The sequence below is a fragment of the Arthrobacter sedimenti genome (genome assembly GCF_042652025.1).
Classification (GTDB): domain Bacteria; phylum Actinomycetota; class Actinomycetes; order Actinomycetales; family Micrococcaceae; genus Arthrobacter; species Arthrobacter sedimenti.
In genome coordinates, this window is the sequence record NZ_JBHSDQ010000001.1 from 582,330 (window position 1) to 607,855 (window position 25,526).

General features: G+C 62.4%; 27 protein-coding genes. 1 reads left to right on the forward strand and 26 read right to left on the reverse strand.

Translation table 11 applies throughout. The annotated features are described in order from the left end of the window. Position 1: 1 nt before the first annotated feature. The 18 genes from rpsE to rpsJ form a co-directional block, all read right to left on the reverse strand. Positions 2–718, reverse strand: coding sequence for a 30S ribosomal protein S5 (gene rpsE / locus ACFO0G_RS02630; protein ID WP_142133091.1), 717 nt, complete (start codon positions 716–718; stop codon positions 2–4). Beyond that, positions 715–1,098: a 50S ribosomal protein L18 gene (rplR, locus tag ACFO0G_RS02635; protein WP_141159771.1), complete on the reverse strand. Its 384-nt coding sequence runs from the start codon at positions 1,096–1,098 to the stop codon at positions 715–717. The genes rpsE and rplR overlap by 4 nt, the downstream gene beginning before the upstream one ends. Before the next feature lie 2 nt (positions 1,099–1,100). Continuing rightward, positions 1,101–1,637 (reverse strand): 50S ribosomal protein L6, encoded by a 537-nt coding sequence (rplF, locus tag ACFO0G_RS02640; RefSeq protein ID WP_142133090.1) that lies wholly within the window; start codon positions 1,635–1,637, stop codon positions 1,101–1,103. 18 nt (positions 1,638–1,655) lie between these two features. Then, entirely contained in the window at positions 1,656–2,054 is a 399-nt protein-coding gene (gene rpsH, locus ACFO0G_RS02645; RefSeq protein ID WP_018769139.1) for a 30S ribosomal protein S8, read from the reverse strand. An 82-nt stretch (positions 2,055–2,136) separates the two neighbouring features. Beyond that, a complete protein-coding gene (rplE, locus tag ACFO0G_RS02650) occupies positions 2,137–2,718 on the reverse strand; it encodes a 50S ribosomal protein L5 (protein ID WP_142133089.1) in 582 nt (193 codons plus the stop codon). Then, a complete protein-coding gene (rplX, locus tag ACFO0G_RS02655) occupies positions 2,718–3,080 on the reverse strand; it encodes a 50S ribosomal protein L24 (RefSeq protein WP_015937845.1) in 363 nt (120 codons plus the stop codon). Before rplX ends, rplE begins: the two co-directional genes overlap by 1 nt. Positions 3,081–3,083: 3 nt before the next feature. Beyond that, complete coding sequence (rplN, locus tag ACFO0G_RS02660) at positions 3,084–3,452, reverse strand: 50S ribosomal protein L14 (RefSeq protein WP_003803789.1); 369 nt, start codon at positions 3,450–3,452, stop codon at positions 3,084–3,086. 739 nt (positions 3,453–4,191) lie between these two features. Continuing rightward, the gene (gene rpsQ / locus ACFO0G_RS02665) at positions 4,192–4,497 is read right to left on the reverse strand and encodes a 30S ribosomal protein S17 (protein WP_043454607.1); all 306 of its coding nucleotides are present in this window, start codon (positions 4,495–4,497) and stop codon (positions 4,192–4,194) included. Next, a complete protein-coding gene (gene rpmC / locus ACFO0G_RS02670; protein ID WP_018769136.1) occupies positions 4,494–4,823 on the reverse strand; it encodes a 50S ribosomal protein L29 in 330 nt (109 codons plus the stop codon). The genes rpsQ and rpmC overlap by 4 nt, the downstream gene beginning before the upstream one ends. A gap of 2 nt (positions 4,824–4,825) precedes the next feature. Further along, positions 4,826–5,242 (reverse strand): 50S ribosomal protein L16, encoded by a 417-nt coding sequence (gene rplP, locus ACFO0G_RS02675; protein ID WP_015937848.1) that lies wholly within the window; start codon positions 5,240–5,242, stop codon positions 4,826–4,828. Continuing rightward, positions 5,243–6,073: a 30S ribosomal protein S3 gene (gene rpsC, locus ACFO0G_RS02680; protein WP_286398212.1), complete on the reverse strand. Its 831-nt coding sequence runs from the start codon at positions 6,071–6,073 to the stop codon at positions 5,243–5,245. It lies immediately after the preceding gene. Beyond that, on the reverse strand, positions 6,074–6,439 hold the full coding sequence (rplV, locus tag ACFO0G_RS02685; protein ID WP_050054313.1) for a 50S ribosomal protein L22: 366 nt from the start codon (positions 6,437–6,439) through the stop codon (positions 6,074–6,076). A 38-nt stretch (positions 6,440–6,477) separates the two neighbouring features. Further along, positions 6,478–6,759: a 30S ribosomal protein S19 gene (rpsS, locus tag ACFO0G_RS02690; RefSeq protein WP_003803803.1), complete on the reverse strand. Its 282-nt coding sequence runs from the start codon at positions 6,757–6,759 to the stop codon at positions 6,478–6,480. Positions 6,760–6,771: 12 nt separating this feature from the next. Beyond that, positions 6,772–7,611, reverse strand: a complete 840-nt coding sequence (gene rplB, locus ACFO0G_RS02695; RefSeq protein WP_026264302.1) for a 50S ribosomal protein L2 — start codon at positions 7,609–7,611, stop codon at positions 6,772–6,774. A gap of 29 nt (positions 7,612–7,640) precedes the next feature. Further along, the gene (gene rplW / locus ACFO0G_RS02700; RefSeq protein WP_011692807.1) at positions 7,641–7,946 is read right to left on the reverse strand and encodes a 50S ribosomal protein L23; all 306 of its coding nucleotides are present in this window, start codon (positions 7,944–7,946) and stop codon (positions 7,641–7,643) included. Further along, positions 7,943–8,563 carry a 50S ribosomal protein L4 gene (rplD, locus tag ACFO0G_RS02705; RefSeq protein WP_286398215.1) on the reverse strand — a complete coding sequence of 207 codons (621 nt, stop codon included), beginning with the start codon at positions 8,561–8,563 and terminating at the stop codon, positions 7,943–7,945. The genes rplW and rplD overlap by 4 nt, the downstream gene beginning before the upstream one ends. A gap of 4 nt (positions 8,564–8,567) precedes the next feature. Beyond that, positions 8,568–9,218 carry a 50S ribosomal protein L3 gene (gene rplC / locus ACFO0G_RS02710; RefSeq protein WP_142133086.1) on the reverse strand — a complete coding sequence of 217 codons (651 nt, stop codon included), beginning with the start codon at positions 9,216–9,218 and terminating at the stop codon, positions 8,568–8,570. Positions 9,219–9,235: 17 nt separating this feature from the next. After that, complete coding sequence (rpsJ, locus tag ACFO0G_RS02715) at positions 9,236–9,544, reverse strand: 30S ribosomal protein S10 (protein ID WP_003803825.1); 309 nt, start codon at positions 9,542–9,544, stop codon at positions 9,236–9,238. A 396-nt stretch (positions 9,545–9,940) separates the two neighbouring features. Here rpsJ and ACFO0G_RS02720 point away from each other — a divergent pair, with 396 nt between their 5' ends. Continuing rightward, on the forward strand, positions 9,941–11,377 hold the full coding sequence (locus tag ACFO0G_RS02720) for a GH1 family beta-glucosidase (protein ID WP_376976347.1): 1,437 nt from the start codon (positions 9,941–9,943) through the stop codon (positions 11,375–11,377). Between the two features lie 18 nt (positions 11,378–11,395). Here ACFO0G_RS02720 and ACFO0G_RS02725 read toward each other — a convergent pair whose 3' ends face one another. The 8 genes from ACFO0G_RS02725 to rpoB form a co-directional block, all read right to left on the reverse strand. After that, positions 11,396–12,631 carry an Nramp family divalent metal transporter gene (locus ACFO0G_RS02725; RefSeq protein WP_376976348.1) on the reverse strand — a complete coding sequence of 412 codons (1,236 nt, stop codon included), beginning with the start codon at positions 12,629–12,631 and terminating at the stop codon, positions 11,396–11,398. A 122-nt stretch (positions 12,632–12,753) separates the two neighbouring features. After that, positions 12,754–12,879 carry a hypothetical protein gene (locus tag ACFO0G_RS02730; protein ID WP_286398220.1) on the reverse strand — a complete coding sequence of 42 codons (126 nt, stop codon included), beginning with the start codon at positions 12,877–12,879 and terminating at the stop codon, positions 12,754–12,756. Positions 12,880–12,980: 101 nt separating this feature from the next. Continuing rightward, positions 12,981–14,171 (reverse strand): elongation factor Tu, encoded by a 1,191-nt coding sequence (tuf, locus tag ACFO0G_RS02735; RefSeq protein ID WP_141159762.1) that lies wholly within the window; start codon positions 14,169–14,171, stop codon positions 12,981–12,983. Positions 14,172–14,411: 240 nt separating this feature from the next. Further along, positions 14,412–16,526 (reverse strand): elongation factor G, encoded by a 2,115-nt coding sequence (gene fusA, locus ACFO0G_RS02740; RefSeq protein ID WP_286398223.1) that lies wholly within the window; start codon positions 16,524–16,526, stop codon positions 14,412–14,414. Positions 16,527–16,595: 69 nt separating this feature from the next. Then, positions 16,596–17,066: a 30S ribosomal protein S7 gene (gene rpsG, locus ACFO0G_RS02745; protein WP_003803829.1), complete on the reverse strand. Its 471-nt coding sequence runs from the start codon at positions 17,064–17,066 to the stop codon at positions 16,596–16,598. Position 17,067: 1 nt separating this feature from the next. Further along, complete coding sequence (gene rpsL, locus ACFO0G_RS02750) at positions 17,068–17,442, reverse strand: 30S ribosomal protein S12 (protein WP_009358312.1); 375 nt, start codon at positions 17,440–17,442, stop codon at positions 17,068–17,070. Between the two features lie 444 nt (positions 17,443–17,886). Continuing rightward, positions 17,887–21,786: a DNA-directed RNA polymerase subunit beta' gene (locus tag ACFO0G_RS02755; RefSeq protein WP_142133083.1), complete on the reverse strand. Its 3,900-nt coding sequence runs from the start codon at positions 21,784–21,786 to the stop codon at positions 17,887–17,889. 104 nt (positions 21,787–21,890) lie between these two features. Then, positions 21,891–25,400, reverse strand: coding sequence for a DNA-directed RNA polymerase subunit beta (gene rpoB, locus ACFO0G_RS02760; RefSeq protein ID WP_236799115.1), 3,510 nt, complete (start codon positions 25,398–25,400; stop codon positions 21,891–21,893). Positions 25,401–25,526 lie beyond the last annotated feature (126 nt).

Here is a 25,526-nt window from a genome sequence, read left to right on the forward strand (position 1 = left end):
ACTAAACACCTGCCTTCGGAGCCAGGAGTGCCTTCACCAGTGCCTGGGGAGCAACCTCGTCCAGCGGCAGGCCGCGGCGTGCTGCCACTGCTGCCGGCTCTTCGAGGCGCTTCAGGGCATCAACGGTCGCGTGAACGATGTTGATGGCGTTGGAGGAACCGAGCGACTTGGAGAGGATGTCGTGGATGCCCACGCACTCCAGTACTGCACGGACCGGACCACCGGCGATAACACCGGTACCGGCGGAGGCCGGACGCAGCATAACGACGCCGGCAGCGGCTTCACCCTGAACACGGTGCGGGATGGTGTTGCCAACGCGCGGAACGCGGAAGAAGGACTTCTTGGCCTCTTCAACGCCCTTGGCGATAGCAGCGGGAACTTCCTTGGCCTTGCCGTAGCCCACGCCGACCATGCCGTTACCGTCACCAACGACGACCAGTGCGGTGAAGCTGAAGCGACGACCACCCTTGACGACCTTGGAAACGCGGTTGATGGTGACAACGCGCTCTACGAACTGGTTCTTTTCGGCTTCACGTCCACCGTCGCGGCCACCACGGCCACCGCGGTCGCCGCGGCCCTGGCCGCGGTCGCCACGCTCGCCACGACGGGCGCCACCACGGCGGTCGTCGGCAGCGGGGGCAGTGGTCTCAGCAGCTGCGGCTTCGGGAGCCTTCTGATCTGCAGACACAGTGTCCTTTTCCTTGTTTGCTTCGGTCACAGTGACAGCCCACCTTCGCGTGCACCGTCAGCGACGGCGGCAATCCGGCCGTGGTACTTGTTACCACCACGGTCGAAGACAACAGCCTCGACGCCGGCAGCCTTGGCACGTTCGGCAACGAGCTCGCCGACGCGCTTGGCCTTGGCAGTCTTGTCACCGTCGAATGCACGAAGGTCAGCTTCCAGAGTGGACGCGCTTGCTACGGTCTGGCCAATGGTGTCATCGACAACCTGGACAAATACATGGCGTGCGGAGCGGTTGACCACCAGGCGGGGGCGGGCAGCCGTACCGGAAATGCGCTTGCGGATACGAAGCTGGCGGCGGCTGCGACCAGCAGCCTTGCTCTTGTTCGTACGCTTCTTGTTAATGGAGATGGCCATGGTTACTTACCAGCCTTTCCGACCTTGCGGCGGATGACTTCGCCGGCGTAACGGATGCCCTTGCCCTTGTACGGGTCGGGCTTCCGCAGCTTGCGAATGTTGGCAGCAACTTCGCCGACCTGCTGCTTGTTGATTCCTGAGACAGAGAGCTTGGTCGGTCCCTCTACTGCAAAGGTGATGCCGGCCGGAGCCGAAACGCTGACCGGGTGGCTGTAGCCGAGAGCGAACTCAAGGTCAGAACCCTTGGCCTGAACGCGGTAACCGGTACCGACGATTTCAAGCTTCTTCTCGTAGCCTGCGGTGACGCCCTGGATCATGTTGGCGATCAGGGTGCGGGTCAGGCCGTGGAGCGAACGGGAGGCGCGCTCGTCGTTCGGGCGGGTTACGGTCAGGGTGTTCTCGTCCAGGGCAACCTCGATGGGGCTGGCCACAGTGTGGGTCAGTTCGCCCTTGGAACCCTTGACGCTGACGACAGAGCCGTCAACCTTGACCTCAACGCCGGCAGGAACGGTGATGGGGAGACGTCCAATACGTGACATTATTCTCTTCCTTTCCCGTTACCAGACGTACGCGAGGACTTCGCCGCCCACGCCCTTCTTGCCGGCCTGCTTGTCAGTCAGGAGGCCGGAAGAGGTGGACAGGATTGCGATACCCAGGCCACCCAGCACGTGCGGCAGGTTGGTGGACTTCGCGTAAACGCGGAGGCCCGGCTTGGAGATGCGGCGTACACCGGCGATGGAACGCTCGCGGTTCGGACCGAACTTGAGTTCGAGGGTCAGCTTCTTGCCAACCTCAGCGTCCTCTTCCTTCCAGCCGGCGATGAAACCTTCGGCCTTGAGGATGTCGGCAACGCGTGCCTTGAGCTTGCTGTAAGGCATAGACACGGAGTCGTGGTATGCCGAGTTTGCGTTACGCAGGCGCGTAAGCATATCTGCGACAGGATCTGTCATTGTCATGTGGGCTCATGCCCTTCCTCGTAACGGTTTCCGCCGTTCCGTCCCTTGCGGGGCGCAGCGGCCGGACCTTTTACGTAGTAAATTAAGCTTCGGTTTTGAACGGGAAACCAAGCGCCTTGAGCAGCGCGCGGCCTTCGTCGTCGGTCTTGGCGGTGGTCACAACCGTGATGTCCATACCGCGGACGCGGTCGATCTTGTCCTGGTCGATTTCGTGGAACATAACCTGCTCGGTCAGACCGAAGGTGTAGTTGCCATTGCCATCGAACTGCTTGCCGCTGAGGCCGCGGAAGTCGCGGATACGGGGCAGCGCCAGGCTGACCAGGCGGTCCACGAATTCCCACATGCGGTCGCCACGCAGGGTTGCGTGTGCACCGATGGGCATGCCTTCACGCAGCTTGAACTGTGCGATCGACTTGCGGGCCTTGGTAACCTGCGGCTTCTGGCCGGTGATCTGGGTGAGGTCGCGGACAGCGCCGTCGATCAGCTTGGAGTCCTTGGCGGCATCTCCAACACCCATGTTCACAACAACCTTCACCAAGCGGGGCACCTGGTTCACGTTCTGGTACTTGAACTCATCCTGGAGCTGGCCCTTGATGGTTTCGGCGTACTTGGTCTTCAGACGAGGAACGATCTTCGTTGCCGGAGTCTCGAGAGTCTCAGTCATTAGATGTCCTTCCCGGAGCTCTTGGACACGCGGATACGGACGGTCTTCTTGACACCGTTCTTCTCCACAGTGTCGAGGCGGAAGCCCACGCGGGTCGGCTTCTTGGTCGACGGGTCAACCAGGGCCACGTTGGAAATGTGGATCGGGGCCTCTACGACCTCGATGCCGCCGGTCTTGGTGCCGCGCTGCGACTGTCCAACACGGGTGTGCTTGGTGACGCGGTTGATACCCTCAACCAGCACGCGGTTGGTGTCGGTGAAGACGCGCAGAACCTTGCCCTGCTTGCCACGGTCGCCGCCGCGCTCAGCCTTGGCGCCAGTGATGACCTGAACCAGGTCACCCTTCTTGATCTTTGCAGCCATGGACTAGAGCACCTCCGGAGCCAGAGAAACGATCTTCATGAACTTCTTGTCACGCAGTTCACGACCAACCGGTCCGAAGATACGGGTACCACGGGGGTCACCGTCGTTCTTCAGGATCACAGCTGCGTTCTCGTCAAACTTGATGTAGGAACCATCCGCACGGCGGCGTTCCTTCTTGGTACGGACGATGACGGCCTTGACCACATCGCCCTTCTTTACGTTGCCGCCCGGGATTGCATCCTTGACGGTGGCGACAATGACGTCACCGATGCCTGCGTAGCGACGGCCGGATCCACCGAGAACGCGAATGGTAAGGATTTCCTTAGCACCCGTGTTGTCGGCGACCTTCAGTCGCGACTCCTGCTGAATCACTATTTACTCCTTGCGTCGCGCCGGTTCTCAGGCCGTGGTCTTGCTACGGAATGAGCCTTGCGGAACGGTTGATCGGGGTGTCTCTTGACCTGCCTGGATTTTGCCAGACCAGGCCTAAACGCCCGTGCCAGAAGCAGTTGCTCCCACCCGGTCCGGGACGAAATCCCGGGCGCACAGGGGCACTATGCTGTGGCACGCTTGTTTACGAGGTTGATGATGGCGCGCGAAAGGCGCCATACAAACTCAATATCCTAGCACGTTTTCCGCCGGTTCCCCTATCACCGCTGTCCCTGCTGCCGCAAGCAGGAAGAACATACGAGGGCGTCACGCAGGGCGGCCTTTCGCCGCACCCAGGGTGCCACTCCCCCGCCGAGCCGGGTCCCGCCGTCGAACGCCCGCTCACCTTTGGCGTGTCCCAACACATCGCCCGCTCACCCTTGGCACGTTCCACCACAACGCCCGCTCACTCGCTTGAAGACAGTGAGCGGGCGTCCCTGGAGAAGTTGCCAAAAGTGAGCGCGCGTCGCAAGAAAAGCGGTCAAAAGTGAGCGGGCGTTGGGGCGGGGCGGACGACGGCGTCACGCAGGGCAGCCTTTCGCCGCACCCAGGGTGCCACACCCCCGCCAAGCCGGGTCCCGCCGTCGTCCGCCGAGGCGAAAAGGTGTCTGGCGTGACGCGCAAGTTAAACGAGGAGGCCCCCGCTCCATAAGGAGCAGGGGCCTCAGCTAAGCAGCAGGTGCTACTTGGCCTTCTCGAGGATTTCCACGAGCCGCCAGTTCTTGGTGGCGGACAGCGGACGGGTCTCGGCGATGACAACGAGGTCGCCGATGCCGGCGGTGTTCTCTTCGTCGTGTGCCTTGACCTTGGAGGTACGGCGGATGACCTTGCCGTACAGTGCGTGCTTCACGCGGTCCTCAACCTCGACAACGATGGTCTTTTCCATCTTGTCGGAGACCACGTAGCCGCGACGGGTCTTGCGGTAACCGCGCTGCCCAGCCTTGGCTTCGGTAGCAGTTTCGGTCACGTTCTGGTCCTTTTCACTCACTTGGCGTCCTCCTCGGTCTCAGCCTTTTCAGCCTTGTCGGCCTTCTTGGTTGAAGCCTTCTTGGACTTCTTCTCTTCCTTGGCTTCCACAACCGGTGCGGCAACCTCGGCACGAATGCCCAGCTCGCGTTCGCGGAGAACGGTGTAGATGCGTGCGATGTCCTTCTTTACCGCGCGCAGGCGACCGTGGTTCTCCAGCTGTCCGGTGGCGGACTGGAAACGCAGGTTGAACAGCTCTTCCTTGGCCTTGCGGAGTTCTTCAACGAGACGCTCGTTGTCGAAACCGTCCAGCTGTGCGGGAGCCAGATCCTTGGATCCTACTGCCATTTCTATTCACCACCTTCGCGACGCACAATGCGTGCCTTCAACGGCAGCTTGTGGATTGCCAGGCGCAGGGCCTCGCGAGCTACCTCTTCATTGACACCGGAGAGTTCGAACAGAACCCGGCCCGGCTTGACGTTGGCGACCCACCATTCCGGCGAACCCTTACCGGAACCCATGCGGGTTTCGGCAGGCTTCTTGGTCAGCGGACGGTCCGGGTAGATGTTGATCCAGACCTTACCGCCACGCTTGATGTGGCGGGTCATGGCGATACGAGCGGACTCGATCTGACGGTTGGTGACGTATGCCGGGCTCAGCGCCTGGATACCCCACTCACCGAACGAGACCTCGGTGCCGCCCGTGGCAGCGCCGGAACGACCCGGGTGGTGCTGCTTACGGTGCTTGACTCGACGTGGGATAAGCATTTAAGCCTGTCCTCCTTCTGCTGCTGCAGGTGCAGCTTCAGCTGCCGGTGCTTCGGCAGCAGGAGCTGCGTCAGCGGCCGGGCGGTCGTTGCGACGGCGGCGGTCACCGCGGTCAGCGCCACCCGGGCGGCCGGGACGGTCGCCACGGCCACCGCGGGACGGTGCAGCGGCGGCCTGTGCGGCCAGTTCCTTGGCGGTGACGTCACCCTTGTAGATCCAGACCTTCACACCGATGCGGCCGAAGGTGGTCTTGGCTTCGTAGAAGCCATAGTCGATGTTCGCGCGGAGGGTGTGCAGGGGCACACGGCCTTCGCGGTAGAACTCCGAGCGGGACATTTCAGCGCCACCCAGGCGGCCCGAGCAGGCGATACGGATGCCCTTGGCACCTGCACGCTGTGCGGACTGCATGGCCTTCTTCATCGCACGGCGGAAAGCCACGCGGGAAGTCAGCTGCTCTGCAACGCCCTGGGCAACAAGCTGGGCTTCCATCTCGGGGTTCTTGACCTCGAGGATGTTCAGCTGGACCTGCTTGCCGGTGAGCTTTTCGAGCTCGCCGCGGATGCGGTCTGCTTCTGCTCCACGGCGGCCGATAACGATGCCGGGACGGGCCGTGTGGATGTCCACGCGGACGCGGTCACGGGTGCGCTCGATCTCGACCTTGGCGATGCCGGCGCGCTCCATGCCCGTGGACATGAGCTGGCGGATGCGGATGTCTTCGCGAACGAAGTCCTTGTACCGCTGGCCGGCCTTGGTGCTGTCAGCGAACCAGTGCGATACGTGATCGGTGGTGATGCCGAGTCGGAACCCGTGCGGGTTTACTTTCTGTCCCACTTAGCGAGCCTCCTCTTTCTCCGGGGTAGCGACTACCACGGTGATGTGGCTGGTGCGCTTCTTGATCTGAAATGCACGACCCTGGGCACGCGGCTGGAACCGCTTCATGGTCGGGCCTTCATCAACAAACGCTTCGCTGATGATGAGGTCGCCTTCGTCAAACGCCACGCCATCGCGGTCCGCGAGGACCCGGGCGTTGGCGACTGCCGACTGTACTACCTTGAATACCGGCTCCGAAGCTGCCTGCGGGGCAAACTTCAGAATTGCCAGAGCCTCATTCGCTTGCAATCCACGAACAAGGTTGACGACGCGCCGGGCCTTCATAGGCGTTACGCGGATGTGGCGCGCAATTGCCTTGGCTTCCATTGCTTTCCTTCTCTCGTCTTTGACGTAAACGCAGGCGCCTAGCGGCGCTTGCCCTTACGGTCGTCCTTGACATGGCCGCGGAATGTCCGCGTGGGAGCGAATTCGCCGAGCTTGTGCCCGACCATCGACTCAGTGACAAACACCGGGATGTGCTTGCGTCCGTCGTGTACGGCGATCGTGTGTCCGAGCATGTCGGGGATGATCATCGAACGGCGGGACCAGGTCTTGATGACGTTCTTGGTGCCCTTTTCGTTTTCCCTGGCTACCTTCACAAAGAGGTGCTGGTCAACGAAAGGACCTTTTTTCAGGCTGCGTGGCATGTGTCCAGGCTCCTATCGCTTGTTCTTGCCAGTACGACGGCGACGCACAATAAGCTTGTCGCTCTCTTTGTTGGGGCGGCGGGTGCGGCCTTCACGCTTACCGTTCGGGTTCACGGGGTTACGTCCACCGGAAGTCTTACCTTCACCACCACCATGCGGGTGGTCAACCGGGTTCATGGCGACACCACGGACGGTCGGGCGGACGCCCTTCCACCGCATACGGCCGGCCTTGCCCCAGTTGATGTTCGACTGCTCGGCGTTTCCAACTTCGCCGACGGTTGCGCGGCAGCGCACGTCAACGTTGCGGATTTCACCTGAGGGCAGACGCAGCTGGGCGAAACGGCCTTCCTTGGCAACAAGCTGGATGGATGCGCCGGCGGAGCGGCCCATCTTGGCGCCGCCGCCCGGACGCAGTTCAACTGCGTGGATGACGGTACCCACCGGGATGTTGAGCAGCGGCAGGTTGTTACCGGGCTTGATGTCAGCACCGGCACCTGCCTCTACAACGTCACCCTGGGAGAGCTTGTTGGGAGCGATGATGTAACGCTTGGTGCCATCAACGTAGTGCAGGAGGGCGATGCGAGCCGTGCGGTTCGGATCGTACTCGATTTCGGCAACGCGGGCGTTGACGCCGTCCTTGTCGTGGCGACGGAAGTCGATCAGACGGTACTGGCGCTTGTGTCCACCACCCTTGTGACGCGTGGTGATCTTGCCGGTGTTGTTACGGCCGCCCTTCTTGGGCAGCGGACGTACCAACGACTTTTCCGGCGTCGACCGCGTGATTTCGATAAAGTCCGCTACGCTCGAGCCACGACGGCCCGGGGTAGTCGGCTTGTATTTACGGATTCCCATAATTTATTTCCTCGTTAAAGTGGTCTCCGCTACGCGAGCGGACCGCCGAAGATGTCGATGGTGCCTTCTTTGAGGGTGACAATCGCACGCTTGGTGTTCTTGCGGGTACCCCATCCGAATTTGGTGCGCTTGCGCTTACCGGCACGGTTGATGGTGTTGATCGATTCGACCTTGACGGAGAAGATCTTCTCCACGGCCAGCTTGATCTCGGTCTTGTTCGAACGGGGGTCCACCAGGAAGGTGTACTTGCCCTCGTCGATCAGGCCGTAGCTCTTTTCCGACACGACGGGTGCAAGCACGACGTCGCGGGGATCCTTGATGGTGGCTGCGCTCACTTGGCATCCTCCTCGTTCTTTGCTGCCTTAGCGGCAACGAATGCGTCGTAGGCAGCCTTGGTGAAGACAACGTCATCAGAGACGAGAACGTCGTAGGTGTTCAGCTGGTCTGCGTACAGAACGTGAACGCCGTTGAGGTTGCGCACGGACAGTGCGGCAACATCGTTATCGCGCTCGATGACGACCAGCAGGTTCTTGCGGTCGGAAACGCCGCGGAGCGTTGCCAGGGCAGTCTTGGAAGACGGCTTGTCTCCTGCAACCAGCTCGGAGACAACGTGGATGCGACCGTTGCGGGCCCGGTCAGACAGTGCACCGCGCAGGGCAGCAGCAATCATCTTCTTGGGGGTCCGCTGGCTGTAGTCACGCGGGGTGGGACCGTGGACAATGCCACCGCCGGTCATGTGCGGAGCACGGACGGAACCCTGACGGGCGCGGCCGGTACCCTTCTGCTTGAACGGCTTGCGTCCTGCACCGGAAACTTCAGCGCGGGTCTTGGTCTTGTGGGTTCCCTGGCGGGCAGCAGCGAGCTGGGCAACGACAACCTGGTGCAGCAGGGGCACGTTGGTCTGAACGTCGAAGATCTCTGCAGGCAGGTCAACCTGGACAGTGTTAGCCATTGAACTAGGCTCCCTTCACGGCGGTACGTACGAGTACGACCTGGCCGCGGGCACCGGGAACGGCACCCTTGATCAGGAGCAGCGACTTCTCGACGTCAACCGCGTGAACCGTGAGGTTCAGTGTGGTGTGACGAACGGCGCCCATGCGGCCGGCCATTTTCATGCCCTTGAAGACGCGGCTCGGGGTGGATGCGCCACCGATTGAACCGGGCTTACGGTGGTTCTTGTGGGCACCGTGGGAAGCTCCAACGCCGTGGAAGCCGTGACGCTTCATAACACCGGCGAAGCCCTTACCCTTGGTGGTGCCGACGACGTCGATCTTCTGGCCGGCTTCGAAGAGCTCTACGGAGAGTTCCTGACCCAGCTCGTACTCGGCAGCATCTGCGGTACGGAGTTCGACGACGTGACGGCGAGGCGTGACGCCTGCCTTTTCAAAGTGACCAGCCAGCGGCTTGGTGACCTTGCGGGGATCGATCTGGCCGTAGCCGATCTGAACGGCGACGTAGCCATCAGCGTCTGCATTGCGCAGCTGGGTGATGACGTTCGAGTCTGCCTGGACCACAGTGACGGGGATGAGCTTGTTGTTCTCGTCCCAGACCTGGGTCATGCCGAGCTTCGTGCCCAGCAGGCCCTTTACGTTACGGGTTGCGGTCATAGTTTCTCAGCACCTCCCTACAGCTTGATTTCGATGTTCACGTCAGCCGGCAGGTCGAGACGCATGAGCGAGTCAACAGCCTTCGGCGTGGGATCGATGATGTCGATAAGACGCTTGTGCGTGCGCATTTCAAAGTGCTCGCGGCTGTCCTTGTACTTGTGCGGAGAGCGGATAACGCAGTACACGTTCTTCTCCGTAGGCAGCGGCACGGGGCCAACTACCGTTGCGCCTGCGCGCGTGACCGTCTCAACGATCTTCCGTGCTGAAACGTCAATGACCTCGTGGTCGTATGACTTCAGCCGGATGCGGATTTTTTGTCCCGCCATGTCGCCTGACTCTCTTTCAGTCTGTGCTTCCCCGGTTTAGGGCTGCCCTGTTCACTTACACGTTGTATGGCTGCCGAAGCATTTGAGGTCGTAACCACCATCCGCCGCACAAGCTGAATCCGGATAAATCCGGGTTCCTCAACCTGCCGGCGCAACCGACCCCCGCGGTCGGGCGTGTCGCGCTGAACACGCATACAAATCCGCAATTCCATTGGGGTGGGTTATGTTTGGTCTTCCACTTGGACCCTGCACCCGGCATTATCCGGATCGGGACGCGAAGAAGCGCTTGAACAACTCATCTAGTATGCCGGAAATACGCGGCAGATGCGAATCGGCCCTGGATCGTCGCCGGTCAGGACCATTGCAGCCGGCAGGAACCGGCTGGATGATAGGGGCATGACCCTGGAGAGCACTGAAGCGGTGACGGAACTGGCCGGGCGCGTGCCGCCGTCGTTCATCCTTGGCGTCGCGGCAGCGGCGTTCCAGATTGAAGGCGCACTCAAGGCCGGAGGTCGCGGACCGTCTGGATGGGATGCCTTTGCGGAGAAACCGGGAGCCATCCTGGACGGGCACTCCCCCGCAGTTGCGTGCGATCACTACAACAGGCTTCCCGAAGACGTGGCGCTGCTGAAGGAACTGGGCGTTGATTCCTATCGGTTCTCACTCTCCTGGCCACGCATCCAGCCTGACGGCCGGGGCGGTTTCAATGCCGAAGGCCTGGACTTCTACGACCGCCTGATCGACCAGCTGCTCGAAGCCGGCGTCTCCCCCATGGCAACGCTCTACCACTGGGACACCCCCTTGCCCCTGGAACACCGCGGCGGCTGGCTGAACCGGGACACCGCCGAGCGGTTCGGCGACTACGCCAGGGCCGCCGGCGAGCGGTTCGGGGACCGGGTGGCGCAGTGGGTCACGCTCAACGAACCGGTCTCGGTCACCCTCAATGGGTACGCGCTGGGGGTGCATGCGCCCGGACGCCGGCTCTTGTTCGATGCCCTTCCGGCCATCCACCACCAACTCCTGGCGCATGGACTCGGCGTGCAGGCGCTGCGGGCTGCGGGAGTAGCCGGCGGCATTGGACTGACCAACCTGCACTCCCCCGTCAGCCCCGCCACCCGGAAAATCGGGGACCGGCTGGTGGCGCACCTCTACGACCTGCTGATGAACAGGATCTACGCGGACCCGGTCCTGCTGGGCCGCTACCCATCCCTGCCGTTGTACGCGAAACCCTGGCTGCGCTCCATCGGCAGGATCTCCGACGCCGACCTCAAAACCATCCACCAACCGCTGGACTTCTACGGACTCAACTACTACTTCCCGGTCAAGGTGGCCTTGGGTCCTGGCATCACACCCCTGCCTGCGGACATGCACCAGGAGCTCGCCAAGCTGCCCTTCCACGAGGTGGGCTACCCGGAGTACGGCAGCACGGGCTTCGGCTGGCCCGTGGCGCCGGAACACCTGGGCATACTGCTGCAGGAAATGCGGGACCGGTACGGACAGGCCCTGCCCCCGGTGTACATCACCGAGGGCGGCGCCAGTTTCCCGGAACCTGACCGTGTGTCGGAAACGCTCGAGGATGCCGACCGGGTGGAGTACCTGGCGGGACACCTGGGGGCCGCGCTTGAGGCCACGGCCCCCGGAGGCTTAGCGGAGGGCGTGGACCTGCGCGGCTATTTCGTGTGGACGCTCATGGACAACTTCGAGTGGGCCGCTGGCTATTCGCAGCGCTTTGGCCTGGTGCACGTGGACTTTGAGACGCTCCAGCGGACCCCGAAAAGGTCCTTTTACTGGTACCAGGCGCTGTCACGCGCAAGGCGCGGCCGATCAGACTAGCCTGCCTGGCCCTGCCGGTCACGCGTGCCCGGTGACAGTCAGGAAGATCAGCACGCAGTTCAGTCCCACTATCAGGGTGGCACTGGTCCACCCGGCGATGCGCAGGGGCTTGGAATCAACATGGACACCCATCACCTTGCGGCTTCCGGTAAGCCGGATCAGCGGAATCAGAGCGAACGGGATACCGAAACTCAGGAGGACCTGACTGAGGACCAGAGCCACCGTGGGTTCAATGCCCGCGCCCAGAACCAGCAACGCAGGGATCAGGGTCACCGTCCGGCGGACCAGCAGCGGAATCCTCATCTTCAGCAGGCCGCCCATGATGGTGGCACCTGCATAACAGCCCACGGAGGTGGACGCCAGCCCGGAGGCCAGCAGGCCTACAGCGAATACGACGCCGATGACCGGGCCAAGTGCGGACGTTACGGCCGCATGGGCACCGGCAATGGTGTCAGTGCCTTCCACCCCCCGGAGGCTGGTGGCGGCCAGGAGCAGCATGGCGATATTCACGACGCCGGCAAGCAACAGGGCGCCGGCGACATCCACGCGGGTGGTGCGGATCAACCGCGTCCTGATGGCGGGGTCCTTCGAGAAGCCGTGGCGGTCGCGGGCAAGGGCTGAATGCAGGTAGATTGCATGCGGCATGACGGTTGCCCCGAGCATGCTTGCAGCGAGCAGGACGGTATCAGTTCCCTCGAAGCGGGGCACAAGCCCGCCCAGGGCTCCCCCCGCGTCCGGCGGAGCGACGAACAGGCCCGACACGAACCCCACGGCAATCACACCCAGCAGGGTGAGGATGGCAAGCTCGAAGGATTTCTGGCTCCGGCGGGACTGTAGTGCCAGCAACAGCATGGATGCCAGGCCGATAACGACACCGCCCGCAAGCAGTGGCAGGCCGAACAGCAGGTTGAGCGCCACTGCCCCACCGATGACCTCAGCCAGATCCGTTGCCCCGGCAACGACCTCGGCCTGCACCCAGTAGGCGCGCCGGCGGCGGGTTCCCAGCCGTTGGCCGAGGATTTCCGGCAGGCTCATGCCGGTGGCAAGCCCAAGCTTGGCGGACTGGTACTGGATGAGGACGGCCATCGCGTTGGCCGCCACGAGGACCCAGACCAGCAGATACCCAAAGCTCGCCCCGGCCGTGAGGTTGGCCGCCACGTTTCCGGGGTCCACATACGCAATGGCTGCCACGAAGGCAGGCCCCAGCAGCAGGAGCCGGGACCAGAACCCTGGGGTGGCAGTTTGCGCCGTCATAGTCGATACAGCCCTCACACGTCCTCGTCGTTGCGGCGTCACTAAGACGAGGATACCAAGAATTTAGGTGTACCGAAAAGTAGTTATAAGGGCAACCGGCAGATCGTTGGGCAGCCTCTCTGCTACTGGTTTTTGTTAGCCCTGTTGATCCGCTTGGCCCGGTCGATTTCGTGCCGGAAGTTCCTTCTGACCCAGAACACCCCGCCCACCACCACAACCGCGATGATCAGGATAATAAGCCATCCCATGATGATCTCCTTTCAGTGCTGCAACAGTATCAGTGGCACTTTAACGAAAGAACGACCCCGCTGCTTGAAGCAGCGGGGCCGTCCTAAGAGATCAGTAAGTACTACTTGATGATCTTGGTAACGCGTCCCGAACCAACGGTGCGGCCGCCTTCGCGGATTGCGAAGCCGAGGCCCTCTTCCATGGCGATGGGCTGGATGAGCGCAACGGTCATCTCAGTGTTGTCGCCGGGCATAACCATTTCCGTGCCCTCGGGCAGGGTGATAACGCCGGTTACGTCCGTGGTACGGAAGTAGAACTGCGGGCGGTAGTTCGAGTAGAACGGGTTGTGACGTCCGCCTTCGTCCTTGGAGAGGATGTAGACGTTGGCCTCGAAGTCGGTGTGCGGGGTGATGGAACCCGGCTTGACGACAACCTGGCCACGCTCGACATCGTCGCGCTTCAGACCGCGGAGCAGCAGGCCACAGTTCTCGCCGGCCCATGCTTCGTCGAGCTGCTTGTGGAACATCTCGATACCGGTAACCGTGGTCTTCTGGACCGGGCGGATACCGACGATCTCGACCTCGGAGTTGATGGCGAGGGTTCCACGCTCGGCGCGGCCCGTAACAACGGTGCCACGACCGGTGATGGTGAAGACATCTTCGATCGGCATCAGGAACGGCTTGTCGCGGTCACGTACGGGGTCCGGAACGGACTCGTCGACAGCAGCCATCAGGTCCTCGACGGACTTGACCCACTCGGGGTCGCCTTCCAGGGCCTTCAGGCCGGAAACGCGGACCACCGGAGCGTTGTCGCCATCGAAGCCCTGCGAGCTCAGGAGCTCACGAACTTCCATTTCGACGAGGTCGAGGAGCTCTTCGTCATCGACCATGTCAGCCTTGTTCAGCGCGACCAGCAGGTAGGGAACACCAACCTGGCGGGCGAGCAGAACGTGCTCGCGGGTCTGAGCCATCGGGCCGTCAGTAGCGGCAACCACGAGGATTGCGCCGTCCATCTGAGCAGCACCGGTGATCATGTTCTTGATGTAGTCAGCGTGGCCGGGGGCGTCAACGTGTGCGTAGTGACGCTTCTCGGTCTGGTACTCCACGTGGGAGATGTTGATGGTAATACCGCGCTGACGCTCTTCGGGTGCAGAGTCGATCGACGCGAAGTCACGCTTCTCGTTGAGATCCGGGTACTTGTCGTACAGCACCTTGGAAATGGCGGCCGTCAGCGTCGTCTTACCGTGGTCAACGTGACCAATGGTGCCGATGTTGACGTGCGGCTTAGTCCGCTCGAACTTTGCCTTTGCCACAGGTTCCTCCTAGAACGTTTACAAATAGCTTGCCCTCCAGCCGCGCTTGTCGCGGTAGAACTCAGGCAAGTCTACTTGGGGGGCTTTGGATTGGTGAAATCGCAGATTCAGGAACTAATACTAGTCCCCTGAGCCTGTTCGTGCAGGCGGCCGGCCTGGACCGGCCGGCCCCCTGCACCGGATTCGTTGACCTTGGAGGCCGCCGTACCCGGGGTGTTCGCTTTGAAAGTCCGGAAAGGACTACTCGCCGCGGGACTTCTGGATGATCTCGTCGGCGACAGCCTTCGGGACCTCGGCGTAGCTGTTGAACGTCATGGAGTACACAGCACGGCCCTGGGTCTTGGAGCGCAGGTCACCGATGTAGCCGAACATGCCGGACAGCGGAACGTGCGCACGGATGACCTTGACGCCCTGTGCATCTTCCATGGACTGCATCTGGCCACGACGGGAGTTGAGGTCACCGATAACTTCACCCATGTATTCCTCAGGGGTGCGGACCTCGACATCCATCAGCGGTTCGAGCAGAACCGGGTTCGCCTTGCGTGCAGCTTCCTTGAAAGCCATACGGCCGGCGATCTTGAACGCCATTTCCGAGGAGTCAACATCGTGGTATGCGCCGTCAATCAGCGTTGCCTTGATGCCGACAACCGGGTAGCCAGCCAGGACGCCATCGTTCAGTGCGTCCTGGATGCCCGCGTCAACGGACGGAATGTACTCGCGCGGAACACGGCCACCGGTGACCTTGTTCTCGAACTCGTACAGCTCGCCCTCGGCGGTGTCCAGCGGCTCGATGGCGATCTGGATCTTTGCGAACTGGCCCGAACCACCGGTCTGCTTCTTGTGCGTGTAGTCGTGGCGTTCGACAGCGCGCTTGATGGTCTCGCGGTAGGCAACCTGGGGCTTGCCCACGTTTGCCTCGACCTTGAATTCGCGGCGCATGCGGTCCACCAAGATATCCAGGTGGAGCTCGCCCATGCCGGCGATGATGGTCTGGCCGGTGTCTTCGTTGAGGGACACCTGGAAGGTGGGGTCCTCAGCGGAGAGCTTCTGGATGGCCGTGGAGAGCTTCTCCTGGTCACCCTTGGTGTTCGGCTCGATGGCAACCGAGATCACGGGCTCCGGGAAGCTCATGGACTCAAGCACGATCTGGTTGTTGGCATCACACAGGGTGTCACCCGTGGTGGTGTCCTTCAGGCCGATGGCTGCGTAGATATGGCCGGCGGTAGCGCCCTCAACGGGCATTTCCTTGTTGGCGTGCATCTGGAACAGCTTGCCGATGCGCTCCTTCTTGCCCTTGGTGGAGTTGACCACCTGGGCGCCTGCTTCCACGTGACCGGAGTACACGCGGATGAAGGTGAGCTGACCGAAGAAGGGGTGTGCTGCAATCTTGAACGCCAGAGCCGAGAACGGCTCCTCGGCGGAAGGCTTGCGCGTCAGTTCCTTCTCTTCGTCGCGGGGATCGTGGCCGACCATCGGGGGGACGTCGAGCGGGTTGGGCAGGTAGTCCACAACTGCATCGAGCATCGGCTGAACGCCACGGTTCTTGAAGGCGGAGCCGCAGAAGATCGGGTAGAGCTCAGAGTTGATGGTCATCTTGCGGATGCCGGCCTTGAGCTCGTCGATCGAGATCTCTTCGCCCTCGAGGTACTTCTCCATGAGTTCTTCGGAAGACTCGGCGACGGTCTCAACGAGGTTCGACCGGTATTCCTCGGCCTTTTCCTGGAGGTCGGCCGGGATCTCGCGGATCTCGTACTTGGCACCCATGGTGACGTCACCCTTGGCATCGCCGGGCCACACCAGGGCACGCATGTAAAGCAGGTCGACGACGCCGATGAAGTCGTTCTCGGCACCGATGGGCAGCTGCATGACCAGCGGCTTGGCACCGAGGCGGCTGATGATGGTGTCTACGGTGAAGTAGAAGTCAGCACCGAGCTTGTCCATCTTGTTGACGAAGCAGATACGGGGGACGTTGTACTTGTCAGCTTGGCGCCACACGGTCTCCGACTGCGGCTCAACGCCTTCCTTGCCATCGAAGACGGCAACTGCACCGTCGAGGACGCGCAGGGAGCGCTCAACCTCAACCGTGAAGTCCACGTGGCCCGGGGTGTCGATGATGTTGATCTGGTTGTTTTCCCAGAAGCAGGTCACGGCGGCAGACGTGATGGTGATGCCGCGTTCCTTTTCCTGTTCCATCCAGTCGGTGGTCGAAGCGCCGTCGTGCGTTTCGCCGATCTTGTGGTTCACACCCGTGTAGAACAGGATGCGCTCGGTTGTGGTGGTCTTGCCGGCATCAATGTGGGCCATGATGCCGATGTTGCGGACCTTACTAAGGTCGGTAAGCACGTCCTGTGCCACGGGGTCTCCTTTTGGGATGGACTACACGTTCGCCGCCGGCTCTGTTGAGCCGGCGGCGCCCGGGGAGTATTACCAGCGGTAGTGTGCGAAGGCCTTGTTGGACTCGGCCATCTTGTGGGTGTCTTCGCGACGCTTCACAGCGGCACCGAGACCGTTGGACGCATCCAGGATTTCGTTCTGGAGGCGTTCGGTCATCGTCTTTTCGCGGCGGGCCTTGGAGTAGCCAACCAGCCACCGCAGAGCGAGTGCGGTGGAGCGGCCCGGCTTGACCTCAACCGGAACCTGGTAGGTTGCGCCACCGACACGGCGGGAGCGGACCTCGAGGGAAGGCTTGACGTTGTCCATGGCCTTCTTGAGGGCTGCAACGGGGTCGCCGCCGGACTTGGCGCGGGCGCCTTCGAGTGCACCGTAGACAATGCGCTCTGCCGTGGACTTCTTGCCGTCAACGAGCACCTTGTTGATGAGCTGGGTTACCAGCGGGGAACCGTATACCGGATCCGAAACGAGCGGCCGCTTGGGGGCCGGACCCTTGCGAGGCATATTACTTCTTCTCCATCTTTGCGCCGTAGCGGCTGCGGGCCTGCTTACGGTTCTTCACACCCTGGGTATCGAGGGCGCCACGGACGATCTTGTAGCGGACACCCGGGAGGTCCTTCACACGACCACCGCGAACGAGCACAATGGAGTGCTCCTGCAGGTTGTGGCCAACACCGGGGATGTAGGCGGTAACTTCCACGCCGCCGTTGAGGCGCACACGTGCCACCTTACGCAGAGCCGAGTTCGGCTTCTTCGGGGTGGTGGTGTAGACGCGGGTGCAGACACCGCGGCGCATGGGGCTGCCCTTAAGCGCGGGAGCCTTGGTCTTTGAGACCTTAGGCGTGCGGCCCTTGCGGACCAGCTGGTTAATCGTAGGCACTCTCGTGTTCTCCGTTTTATCCGGAGTGGCTGTTTCCGGCCACTCTCCTGTTGCGTTGCCCCGCCGCCCGGGCCCTGAAGGGAATCTCCATGGCGGCGAAGGCGAAGCCTTAATAGTCGGATCGCATACCGGGACGAAACGTACATTCCTGCAGTTCCCTAGGCATGCAAAAATGTGGCATACGTTGCACAAGAACCCTGCAAACCGGAAACGTCGCTCTGGTCCAGCCTTTCAGCTGATACCGGCGCTCTCATCCACTGCCACAATAACAATTGGTAACAAGTCTAGCACGGACAGGCTCCATGCCTTAATCGGGGCACTCCCCCGGCTTAAACGGGGATGGTCCCCCACCTTGCGGTGCGGGACCATTCCTCTACGTCCTAAGGCGGGGCGGAGGGTCCCTACGTGGCGCGGAACGCGACACGAAAGGGACCGCCCTGCCCGTTACCGGAAGTCGTTGCCCAGGTCGTAGTCATCCAGGGGGATGGCGTGGAACTCGGGAGCTCCGTCACCGCCCAGGGTGTCGTACGAGAAGTCACTGAAAGCGCTGGGGCCGGTGAACAGGTTGGCCTTTGCTTCTTCAGTGGGCTCGACGGTGACCTCGGTGTAGCGCGGGAGGCCCGTGCCGGCCGGGATCAGCTTACCGATGATGACGTTCTCCTTGAGGCCCAGCAGCGGATCGCTCTTGCCTTCCATGGCCGCCTGCGTCAGGACGCGGGTGGTCTCCTGGAAGGAAGCTGCGGACAGCCAGGACTCGGTGGCGAGCGACGCCTTGGTGATGCCCATGAGTTCAGGACGCCCGGAAGCCGGAGTCTTGCCCTCGGACACAACACGGCGGTTGGCTTCCTCGAACCGGCTGCGCTCGGCGAGCTCGCCGGGCAGCAGGTCGGATTCGCCGGACTCGATGACCGTGACGCGGCGCAGCATCTGGCGGACGATAACCTCGACGTGCTTGTCGTGGATACCGATGCCCTGGCTGCGGTACACGCCCTGGACTTCGTCCACCAGGAACTTCTGCGCCGCACGCGGACCCATGATGCGCAGGACCTGCTTGGGGTCCACAGGGCCGTTGATCAGCTTCTGGCCGACGGAGACGTGGTCGCCGTCTTCGATCAGCAGCCGTGAACGGCGCAGCACCGGGTAGGCGATCTCTTCCGAGCCGTCATCCGGGGTGATGACCAGGCGCATCTGGCGCTCGGACTCTTCGATGGTGATGCGGCCGGCTGCTTCAGCAATCGGTGCAACACCCTTCGGAGTGCGGGCTTCGAAGAGCTCCTGGATACGGGGCAGACCCTGGGTGATGTCGTCGCCACCACCGGCGGAAACAGCACCACCGGTGTGGAACGTACGCATGGTCAGCTGGGTACCGGGCTCACCGATGGACTGTGCGGCGATGATGCCCACGGCCTCGCCGATGTCCACGGTCTTGCCGGTGGCCAGCGAGCGGCCGTAGCACAGGGCGCAGGTGCCGACGCTGGACTCACAGGTGAGTACGGAGCGGACCTTGACCTCGGTGATGCCTGCCTTGAAGAGCTCGTCGATAACCACGTCGCCGCAGTCGGTGCCGGCGGCTGCGAGGACGTTGCCCTCGGAGTCCACGACGTCGACAGCCAGCGTACGTGCGTAAGCGCTGTTCTCGACGTTCTCGTCCAGGACCAGCTCACCGTTGGAGTCGGCGACGGCGATGGGCGTGACCAGGCCGCGCTCGGTGCCGCAGTCCTCTTCACGGACGATGACGTCCTGCGAGACGTCCACCAGACGACGGGTCAGGTAACCGGAGTTGGCGGTACGCAGAGCGGTATCGGCGAGGCCCTTACGGGCACCGTGCGTGGCGATGAAGTATTCCAGCACCGACAGGCCCTCACGGTAGGAGGACTTGATGGGGCGCGGGATGATCTCACCCTTCGGGTTGGCCACCAGGCCACGGATACCCGCAATCTGGCGGACCTGCATCCAGTTACCACGTGCACCGGAGGACACCATGCGGTTGATGGTGTTCATCGGGGACAGGCTCTCACGCATCACCGAGGCGATGTCGTTGGTGGCCTTGTTCCAGATCTCGATGAGCTCCTGGCGGCGCTCGTCGTCATCGATCAGGCCCTTGTCGTACTGGCCCTGGATCTTGGCGGCGCGCTCTTCGTACCCGGCAAGGATTTCCGGCTTGGCAGCAGGAACCTCGATGTCGGAGATGGCAACGGTGACGCCTGAACGGGTGGCCCAGTAGAAACCGGCATCCTTCAGGTTGTCCAACGTTGCAGCGGTGACAACCTTCGGGTAGCGCTCGGCGAGGTCGTTGACGATGCGGGACAGTTCGCCCTTGTCGGCAACAGCCTCAACCCACGGGTAGTCCTCGGGCAGGGTCTCGTTGAAGATGACCTGGCCCAGGGAGGTTTCAACCAGTGCGGGCTGACCCTGCTCCCAGCCTTCGGGAGCTTCCCAGCCGGCGTACGGGACGAAGCCTTCAAGGCGGATCTTGACCTGCGAGTTCAGGTGCAGCTCGCGGGCGTCGAAGGCCATGATGGCTTCCGAGACCGAACCGAACACGCGGCCTTCACCAGCTGAACCCTTGCGCTTGGTGGTCAGGTGGTACAGGCCGATGATCATATCCTGCGAAGGCAGGGTGACCGGGCGTCCGTCAGAGGGCTTCAGGATGTTGTTCGAGGACAGCATCAGGATGCGGGCCTCAGCCTGCGCCTCGGGGCTCAGCGGCAGGTGGACTGCCATCTGGTCGCCGTCGAAGTCGGCGTTGAACGCGCCACAAACCAGCGGGTGCAGCTGGATTGCCTTGCCTTCAACAAGCTGCGGCTCGAACGCCTGGATGCCCAGGCGGTGCAGGGTAGGTGCACGGTTGAGCAGCACCGGGTGTTCGGTGATGATCTCTTCGAGCACGTCCCAGACCTGGGGGCGGTAGCGCTCCACCATCCGCTTGGCGGACTTGATGTTCTGGGCGTGGTTGAGGTCAACCAGGCGCTTCATCACGAACGGCTTGAAGAGCTCCAGGGCCATCTGCTTGGGCAGGCCGCACTGGTGCAGCTTCAGCTGCGGGCCGACGACGATGACCGAACGGCCGGAGTAGTCGACGCGCTTGCCGAGGAGGTTCTGGCGGAAACGGCCCTGCTTGCCCTTGAGCATGTCGCTCAGGGACTTCAGCGGACGGTTGCCCGGTCCGGTGACCGGACGGCCGCGGCGGCCGTTGTCGAAGAGGCTGTCAACAGCTTCCTGAAGCATGCGCTTCTCGTTGTTGACGATGATCTCCGGAGCACCCAGGTCAAGCAGGCGCTTGAGGCGGTTGTTGCGGTTGATCACGCGGCGGTACAGGTCGTTGAGGTCCGAGGTCGCAAAGCGGCCACCGTCCAGCTGGACCATGGGGCGCAGTTCCGGCGGGATCACCGGGACGGCGTCGAGGACCATGCCAAGCGGGCTGTTGTTGGTGGTCAGGAATGCATTGACCACCTTCAGGCGCTTGAGGGCACGGGTCTTGCGCTGGCCCTTGCCGTTGGCGATGACGTCGCGCAGTGCCTCGGACTCGGCCTGCATGTCGAAGTTCTCAAGGCGCTTCTTGATGGCTTCGGCACCCATGGAGCCTTCGAAGTACATGCCGTAGCGGTCGCGCAGTTCGCGGTACAGGCCTTCGTCACCTTCAAGGTCGGCGACCTTCAGGTTCTTGAAGCGGTCCCAGACCTGCTCGAGGCGTTCGATGTCGGCGTCGGCACGCTTGCGGACGTTGGCCATCTGGCGGTCGGCGGAGTCGCGGGCCTTCTTCTTGTCCGCAGCCTTGGCGCCTTCGCCCTCAAGGCGGGCGATTTCGCCTTCGAGGTCGCGGGCGATCGCGGCGATATCGGCGTCGCGGTTGTCGATCAGCTGCTTCTTCTCGATGTCGTGCTCAACCTGCAGGTTGGGCAGTTCCTCGTGGCGGGCGGCCTCGTCAACGCTGGTGATCATGTAGGCAGCGAAATAGATGACCTTTTCGAGGTCCTTCGGAGCCAGGTCAAGGAGGTAGCCCAGGCGGGACGGAACACCCTTGAAGTACCAGATGTGCGTGACCGGGGCGGCCAGTTCAATGTGGCCCATGCGCTCACGGCGGACCTTGGCGCGGGTGACTTCGACGCCACAGCGCTCACAGATGATGCCCTTGAAGCGCACGCGCTTGTACTTGCCGCAGTAGCATTCCCAGTCGCGGGACGGGCCGAAGATCTTCTCGCAGAAGAGGCCGTCCTTCTCGGGCTTAAGCGTGCGGTAGTTGATGGTTTCCGGCTTCTTAACCTCGCCGTACGACCAGCCGCGGATGTCTTCCGCGGTGGCGAGGCCGATCTGCATGAGGCCGAAGGAGGATTCGCTGGACATATGGTCCCTGTTCTCTCTTGTTCTCTAAATTCTGAAGTCTTGGTGCGGGATGAGGGAGGCGGCGTACGACGGCGGGTTCCCACCCGCCGTCGTACGGGCGCCTGCTAGACCTCTTCTACGGAGCTGGGCTCTGCGCGAGACAGATCGATGCCCAGTTCCTCCGCAGCCGTGAAGACTGCGTCATCAGAGTCACGCATTTCAATTGTGGTTCCGTCCGTAGAAAGAACTTCCACGTTCAGGCACAGCGACTGCATTTCCTTGATCAAGACCTTGAAGGATTCGGGAACGCCCGGCTCGGGGATGTTCTCGCCCTTGACGATCGCTTCGTAGACCTTCACACGACCGTGGATGTCATCCGACTTGATCGTGAGGAGTTCCTGGAGCGTGTAGGCGGCGCCGTAAGCTTCGAGGGCCCACACTTCCATTTCACCGAAGCGCTGGCCACCGAACTGTGCCTTACCACCCAGCGGCTGCTGCGTGATCATGGAGTACGGACCGGTGGAGCGTGCGTGGATCTTGTCGTCCACCAGGTGGTGGAGCTTCAGGATGTACATGTAGCCGACCGAGATCGGATCCGGGAACGGCTCGCCGGAGCGGCCGTCAAACAGGCGCGTCTTGCCAGACGAGTTGATCAGGCGGTCACCATCGCGGGTTACGTTGGTGGAATCCAGCAGGCCCGTGATTTCCTCTTCGCGGGCGCCATCGAACACCGGCGTTGCAACAGTGGTGGGACCACTCTCACGCGGCAGGTTAGGCAGCTGCTTGACCCATTCGGGCTCGCCTTCGATCTTCCAACCGGTCTTGGCAACCCAGCCGAGGTGCGTTTCGAGCACCTGGCCCACGTTCATACGGCCCGGAACACCCAGCGGGTTCAGGACGATGTCAACGGGCGTGCCGTCGGCAAGGAAGGGCATGTCCTCGATCGGGAGGATCTTGGAGATAACACCCTTGTTGCCGTGGCGGCCGGCGAGCTTGTCGCCGTCGGTGATCTTGCGCTTGGCGGCCACGTAGACGCGGACCAACTGGTTGACGCCCGGGGGCAGTTCGTCGTCGTTGTCGCGGTCGAAGACGCGCACGCCGATAACGGTGCCGGACTCGCCGTGGGGCACCTTCAGGGACGTGTCGCGCACTTCGCGGGACTTCTCGCCGAAGATGGCGCGCAGCAGGCGCTCCTCCGGGGTCAGCTCGGTTTCACCCTTCGGGGTGACCTTTCCGACCAGGATGTCCCCTGCTTCAACCTCGGCACCGATGTGGATGATGCCGCGCTCGTCCAGCCCAGCGAGGACTTCCTCGGACACATTGGGGATGTCACGGGTGATTTCCTCGGCACCAAGCTTGGTGTCGCGGGCATCGATCTCGTGCTCCTCGATGTGGATGGAGGAAAGGACATCCTCGGCAACGATGCGCTGCGAGAGGATGATGGCGTCCTCGAAGTTGTGGCCTTCCCACGACATGAACGCCACGAGCAGGTTCTTGCCGAGTGCCAGTTCACCCTGGTCCGTTGCCGGGCCGTCGGCGATGATGCCGCCAACTTCCAGGCGCTGGCCTTCATTCACCAGGACTCGGTGGTTGTAGCAGTTGCCCTGGTTGGAGCGGGCGAACTTGTTGATGCGGTAGTTGGTCTCGGTGCCGTCGTCGTTGAGCATGATGACGAGCTCGGCGGAAACCTCGGTGACCACACCGGCCTTCTTGGCGATGACAACGTCACCGGCGTCGACGGCGGCGGCGCGCTCCATGCCGGTACCCACAACGGGTGCCTCGGAGCGGACCAGCGGCACAGCCTGGCGCTGCATGTTGGCGCCCATGAGTGCACGGTTGGCGTCGTCGTGCTCCAGGAACGGGATCAGGGCGGTTGCCACGGACACCATCTGGCGCGGGGAAACGTCCATGAACTCAACGTCCTCGGCCGGAACCAGGACGGGCTCGCCTCCACCACCACGGGCACGCACGAGGACAGTGTCTTCGGCGAACTTGTTGTTCTCGTCCAGCGGCGCGTTGGCCTGGGCGATCAGCACCTCGGCTTCGTCGTCGGCCGTCAGGTACTGGACGTCGTCGGACACGACGCCGTCCTTGACCAGGCGGTACGGGGTCTCGATGAAGCCGAACGGGTTGATGCGTCCGTAGGATGCCAGCGAACCGATCAGGCCAATGTTGGGGCCTTCAGGGGTTTCGATGGGGCACATGCGTCCGTAGTGGGACGGGTGCACGTCACGGACTTCCATGCCGGCGCGGTCACGGGACAGACCACCGGGGCCAAGGGCCGACAGGCGGCGCTTGTGGGTCAGGCCCGAGAGCGGGTTGTTCTGGTCCATGAACTGCGACAGCTGGGAGGTTCCGAAGAACTCCTTGATGGCTGCAACCACGGGGCGGATGTTGATCAGGGTCTGCGGCGTGATGGCCTCGACGTCCTGGGTGGTCATACGCTCGCGGACAACGCGCTCCATACGGGACAGGCCGGTGCGGACCTGGTTCTCGATGAGCTCGCCCACGGCGCGGATGCGGCGGTTGCCGAAGTGGTCGATGTCGTCGATTTCGACGCGCAAGTCCACTTCCTGGCCATCGCGGGTGCCCTTGATGGTCTTCTCGCCGGCGTGCAGCGCGACGAGGAACTTGATCATGGCAACGATGTCTTCAACGTGCAGAACCGAAGCTTCCTTGTCGCCAAGGGAGCGGTCGATGCCCAGCTTGCGGTTGATCTTGTAGCGGCCAACCTTGGCCAGATCATAGCGCTTGGAGTTGAAGTACAGGTTGTCCAGCAGGGACTGGGCAGCCTCGACGGTGGGCGGCTCGCCCGGACGCAGCTTGCGGTAGATGTCCAGCAGGGCGTCTTCGCGGGTTTCGGTGGCGTCCTTCTCCAGGGTTGCCCGCATGGAGTCGTACTGGCCGAACTCTTCGAGGATCTGGCCTTCGGTCCAGCCAAGTGCCTTCAGCAGGACGGTGACGGACTGCTTGCGCTTGCGGTCGAGGCGGACACCGACCTGGTCGCGCTTATCGATTTCGAGTTCGAACCAGGCACCGCGGGACGGGATGATCTTGGCGGTGAAGATGTCCTTGTCGCTGGTCTTGTCAGCGGCACGCTCGAAGTAGGCGCCCGGCGAACGGACCAGCTGGGAGACGACGACACGCTCGGTGCCGTTGACGACGAAGGTGCCCTTCTCGGTCATCAGCGGGAAGTCACCCATAAACACGGTCTGCTGCTTGATTTCGCCCGTGTTGTTGTTCATGAACTCGGCCTTGACGTACAGCGGAGCCGAGTAGGTGGCGTCCCGGTCCTTGCACTCAGCCATGGTGTACTTGGGGTCAGCGAACTCCGGATCGGAGAAGCTCAGGGACATGGTGCCCTGGAAATCCTCGATCGGGGAGATCTCTTCGAAGATGTCCGACAGGCCGGACGTGGTGGCGACGCTGAGATCGTTTTCTTCGACAGCCTTTGCCACGCGTGCCTGCCAGCGCTCATTGCCGACCAGCCAGTCAAAGCTGTCCGTCTGCAGGGCAAGCAGATTCGGAACGTCAAGAGGTTCGTGAATCTTTGCGAATGAGAGCCGGCGAGTGGCACCATCAGTGCTGTCGGCAGTGTTAGCGGTTTCGTTATTAGAGGTGCTCGAGGCGACCAAGAGGGATCCTTCCACAGACCTTCAGGCGTTTTCAGATCTCCCCCGCTGTGCACCCTGCGAAGTGACTCCGCAGCGCTACCATCCGGTTCCGCTATATGACCCGGGACCCGAAACTAGCTATGCTGT

Excerpts from the sequence above, each read along its gene's own strand:
- rplC (WP_142133086.1), bottom strand. The coding sequence starts at position 9,218 with ATGACCGCAACCCGTAACGTAAAGGGCCTGCTGGGCACGAAGCTCGGC.
- rpmC (WP_018769136.1), bottom strand. The coding sequence starts at position 4,823 with ATGGCAGTAGGATCCAAGGATCTGGCTCCCGCACAGCTGGACGGTTTC.
- rplP (WP_015937848.1), bottom strand. The coding sequence starts at position 5,242 with ATGCTTATCCCACGTCGAGTCAAGCACCGTAAGCAGCACCACCCGGGT.
- rpsH (WP_018769139.1), bottom strand. The coding sequence starts at position 2,054 with ATGACAATGACAGATCCTGTCGCAGATATGCTTACGCGCCTGCGTAAC.
- rplD (WP_286398215.1), bottom strand. The coding sequence starts at position 8,563 with ATGGCTAACACTGTCCAGGTTGACCTGCCTGCAGAGATCTTCGACGTT.
- rpsJ (WP_003803825.1), bottom strand. The coding sequence starts at position 9,544 with ATGGCGGGACAAAAAATCCGCATCCGGCTGAAGTCATACGACCACGAG.
- ACFO0G_RS02755 (WP_142133083.1), bottom strand. The coding sequence starts at position 21,786 with ATGTCCAGCGAATCCTCCTTCGGCCTCATGCAGATCGGCCTCGCCACC.
- rplV (WP_050054313.1), bottom strand. The coding sequence starts at position 6,439 with ATGGAAGCCAAGGCAATTGCGCGCCACATCCGCGTAACGCCTATGAAG.
- rpsS (WP_003803803.1), bottom strand. The coding sequence starts at position 6,759 with ATGCCACGCAGCCTGAAAAAAGGTCCTTTCGTTGACCAGCACCTCTTT.
- rplR (WP_141159771.1), bottom strand. The coding sequence starts at position 1,098 with ATGGCCATCTCCATTAACAAGAAGCGTACGAACAAGAGCAAGGCTGCT.
- ACFO0G_RS02725 (WP_376976348.1), bottom strand. The coding sequence starts at position 12,631 with ATGACGGCGCAAACTGCCACCCCAGGGTTCTGGTCCCGGCTCCTGCTG.
- ACFO0G_RS02720 (WP_376976347.1), top strand. The coding sequence starts at position 9,941 with ATGACCCTGGAGAGCACTGAAGCGGTGACGGAACTGGCCGGGCGCGTG.
- ACFO0G_RS02730 (WP_286398220.1), bottom strand. The coding sequence starts at position 12,879 with ATGGGATGGCTTATTATCCTGATCATCGCGGTTGTGGTGGTGGGCGGG.
- rplB (WP_026264302.1), bottom strand. The coding sequence starts at position 7,611 with ATGGGAATCCGTAAATACAAGCCGACTACCCCGGGCCGTCGTGGCTCG.
- rplX (WP_015937845.1), bottom strand. The coding sequence starts at position 3,080 with ATGGCTGCAAAGATCAAGAAGGGTGACCTGGTTCAGGTCATCACTGGC.
- rpsG (WP_003803829.1), bottom strand. The coding sequence starts at position 17,066 with ATGCCTCGCAAGGGTCCGGCCCCCAAGCGGCCGCTCGTTTCGGATCCG.
- rplE (WP_142133089.1), bottom strand. The coding sequence starts at position 2,718 with ATGACTGAGACTCTCGAGACTCCGGCAACGAAGATCGTTCCTCGTCTG.
- rplF (WP_142133090.1), bottom strand. The coding sequence starts at position 1,637 with ATGTCACGTATTGGACGTCTCCCCATCACCGTTCCTGCCGGCGTTGAG.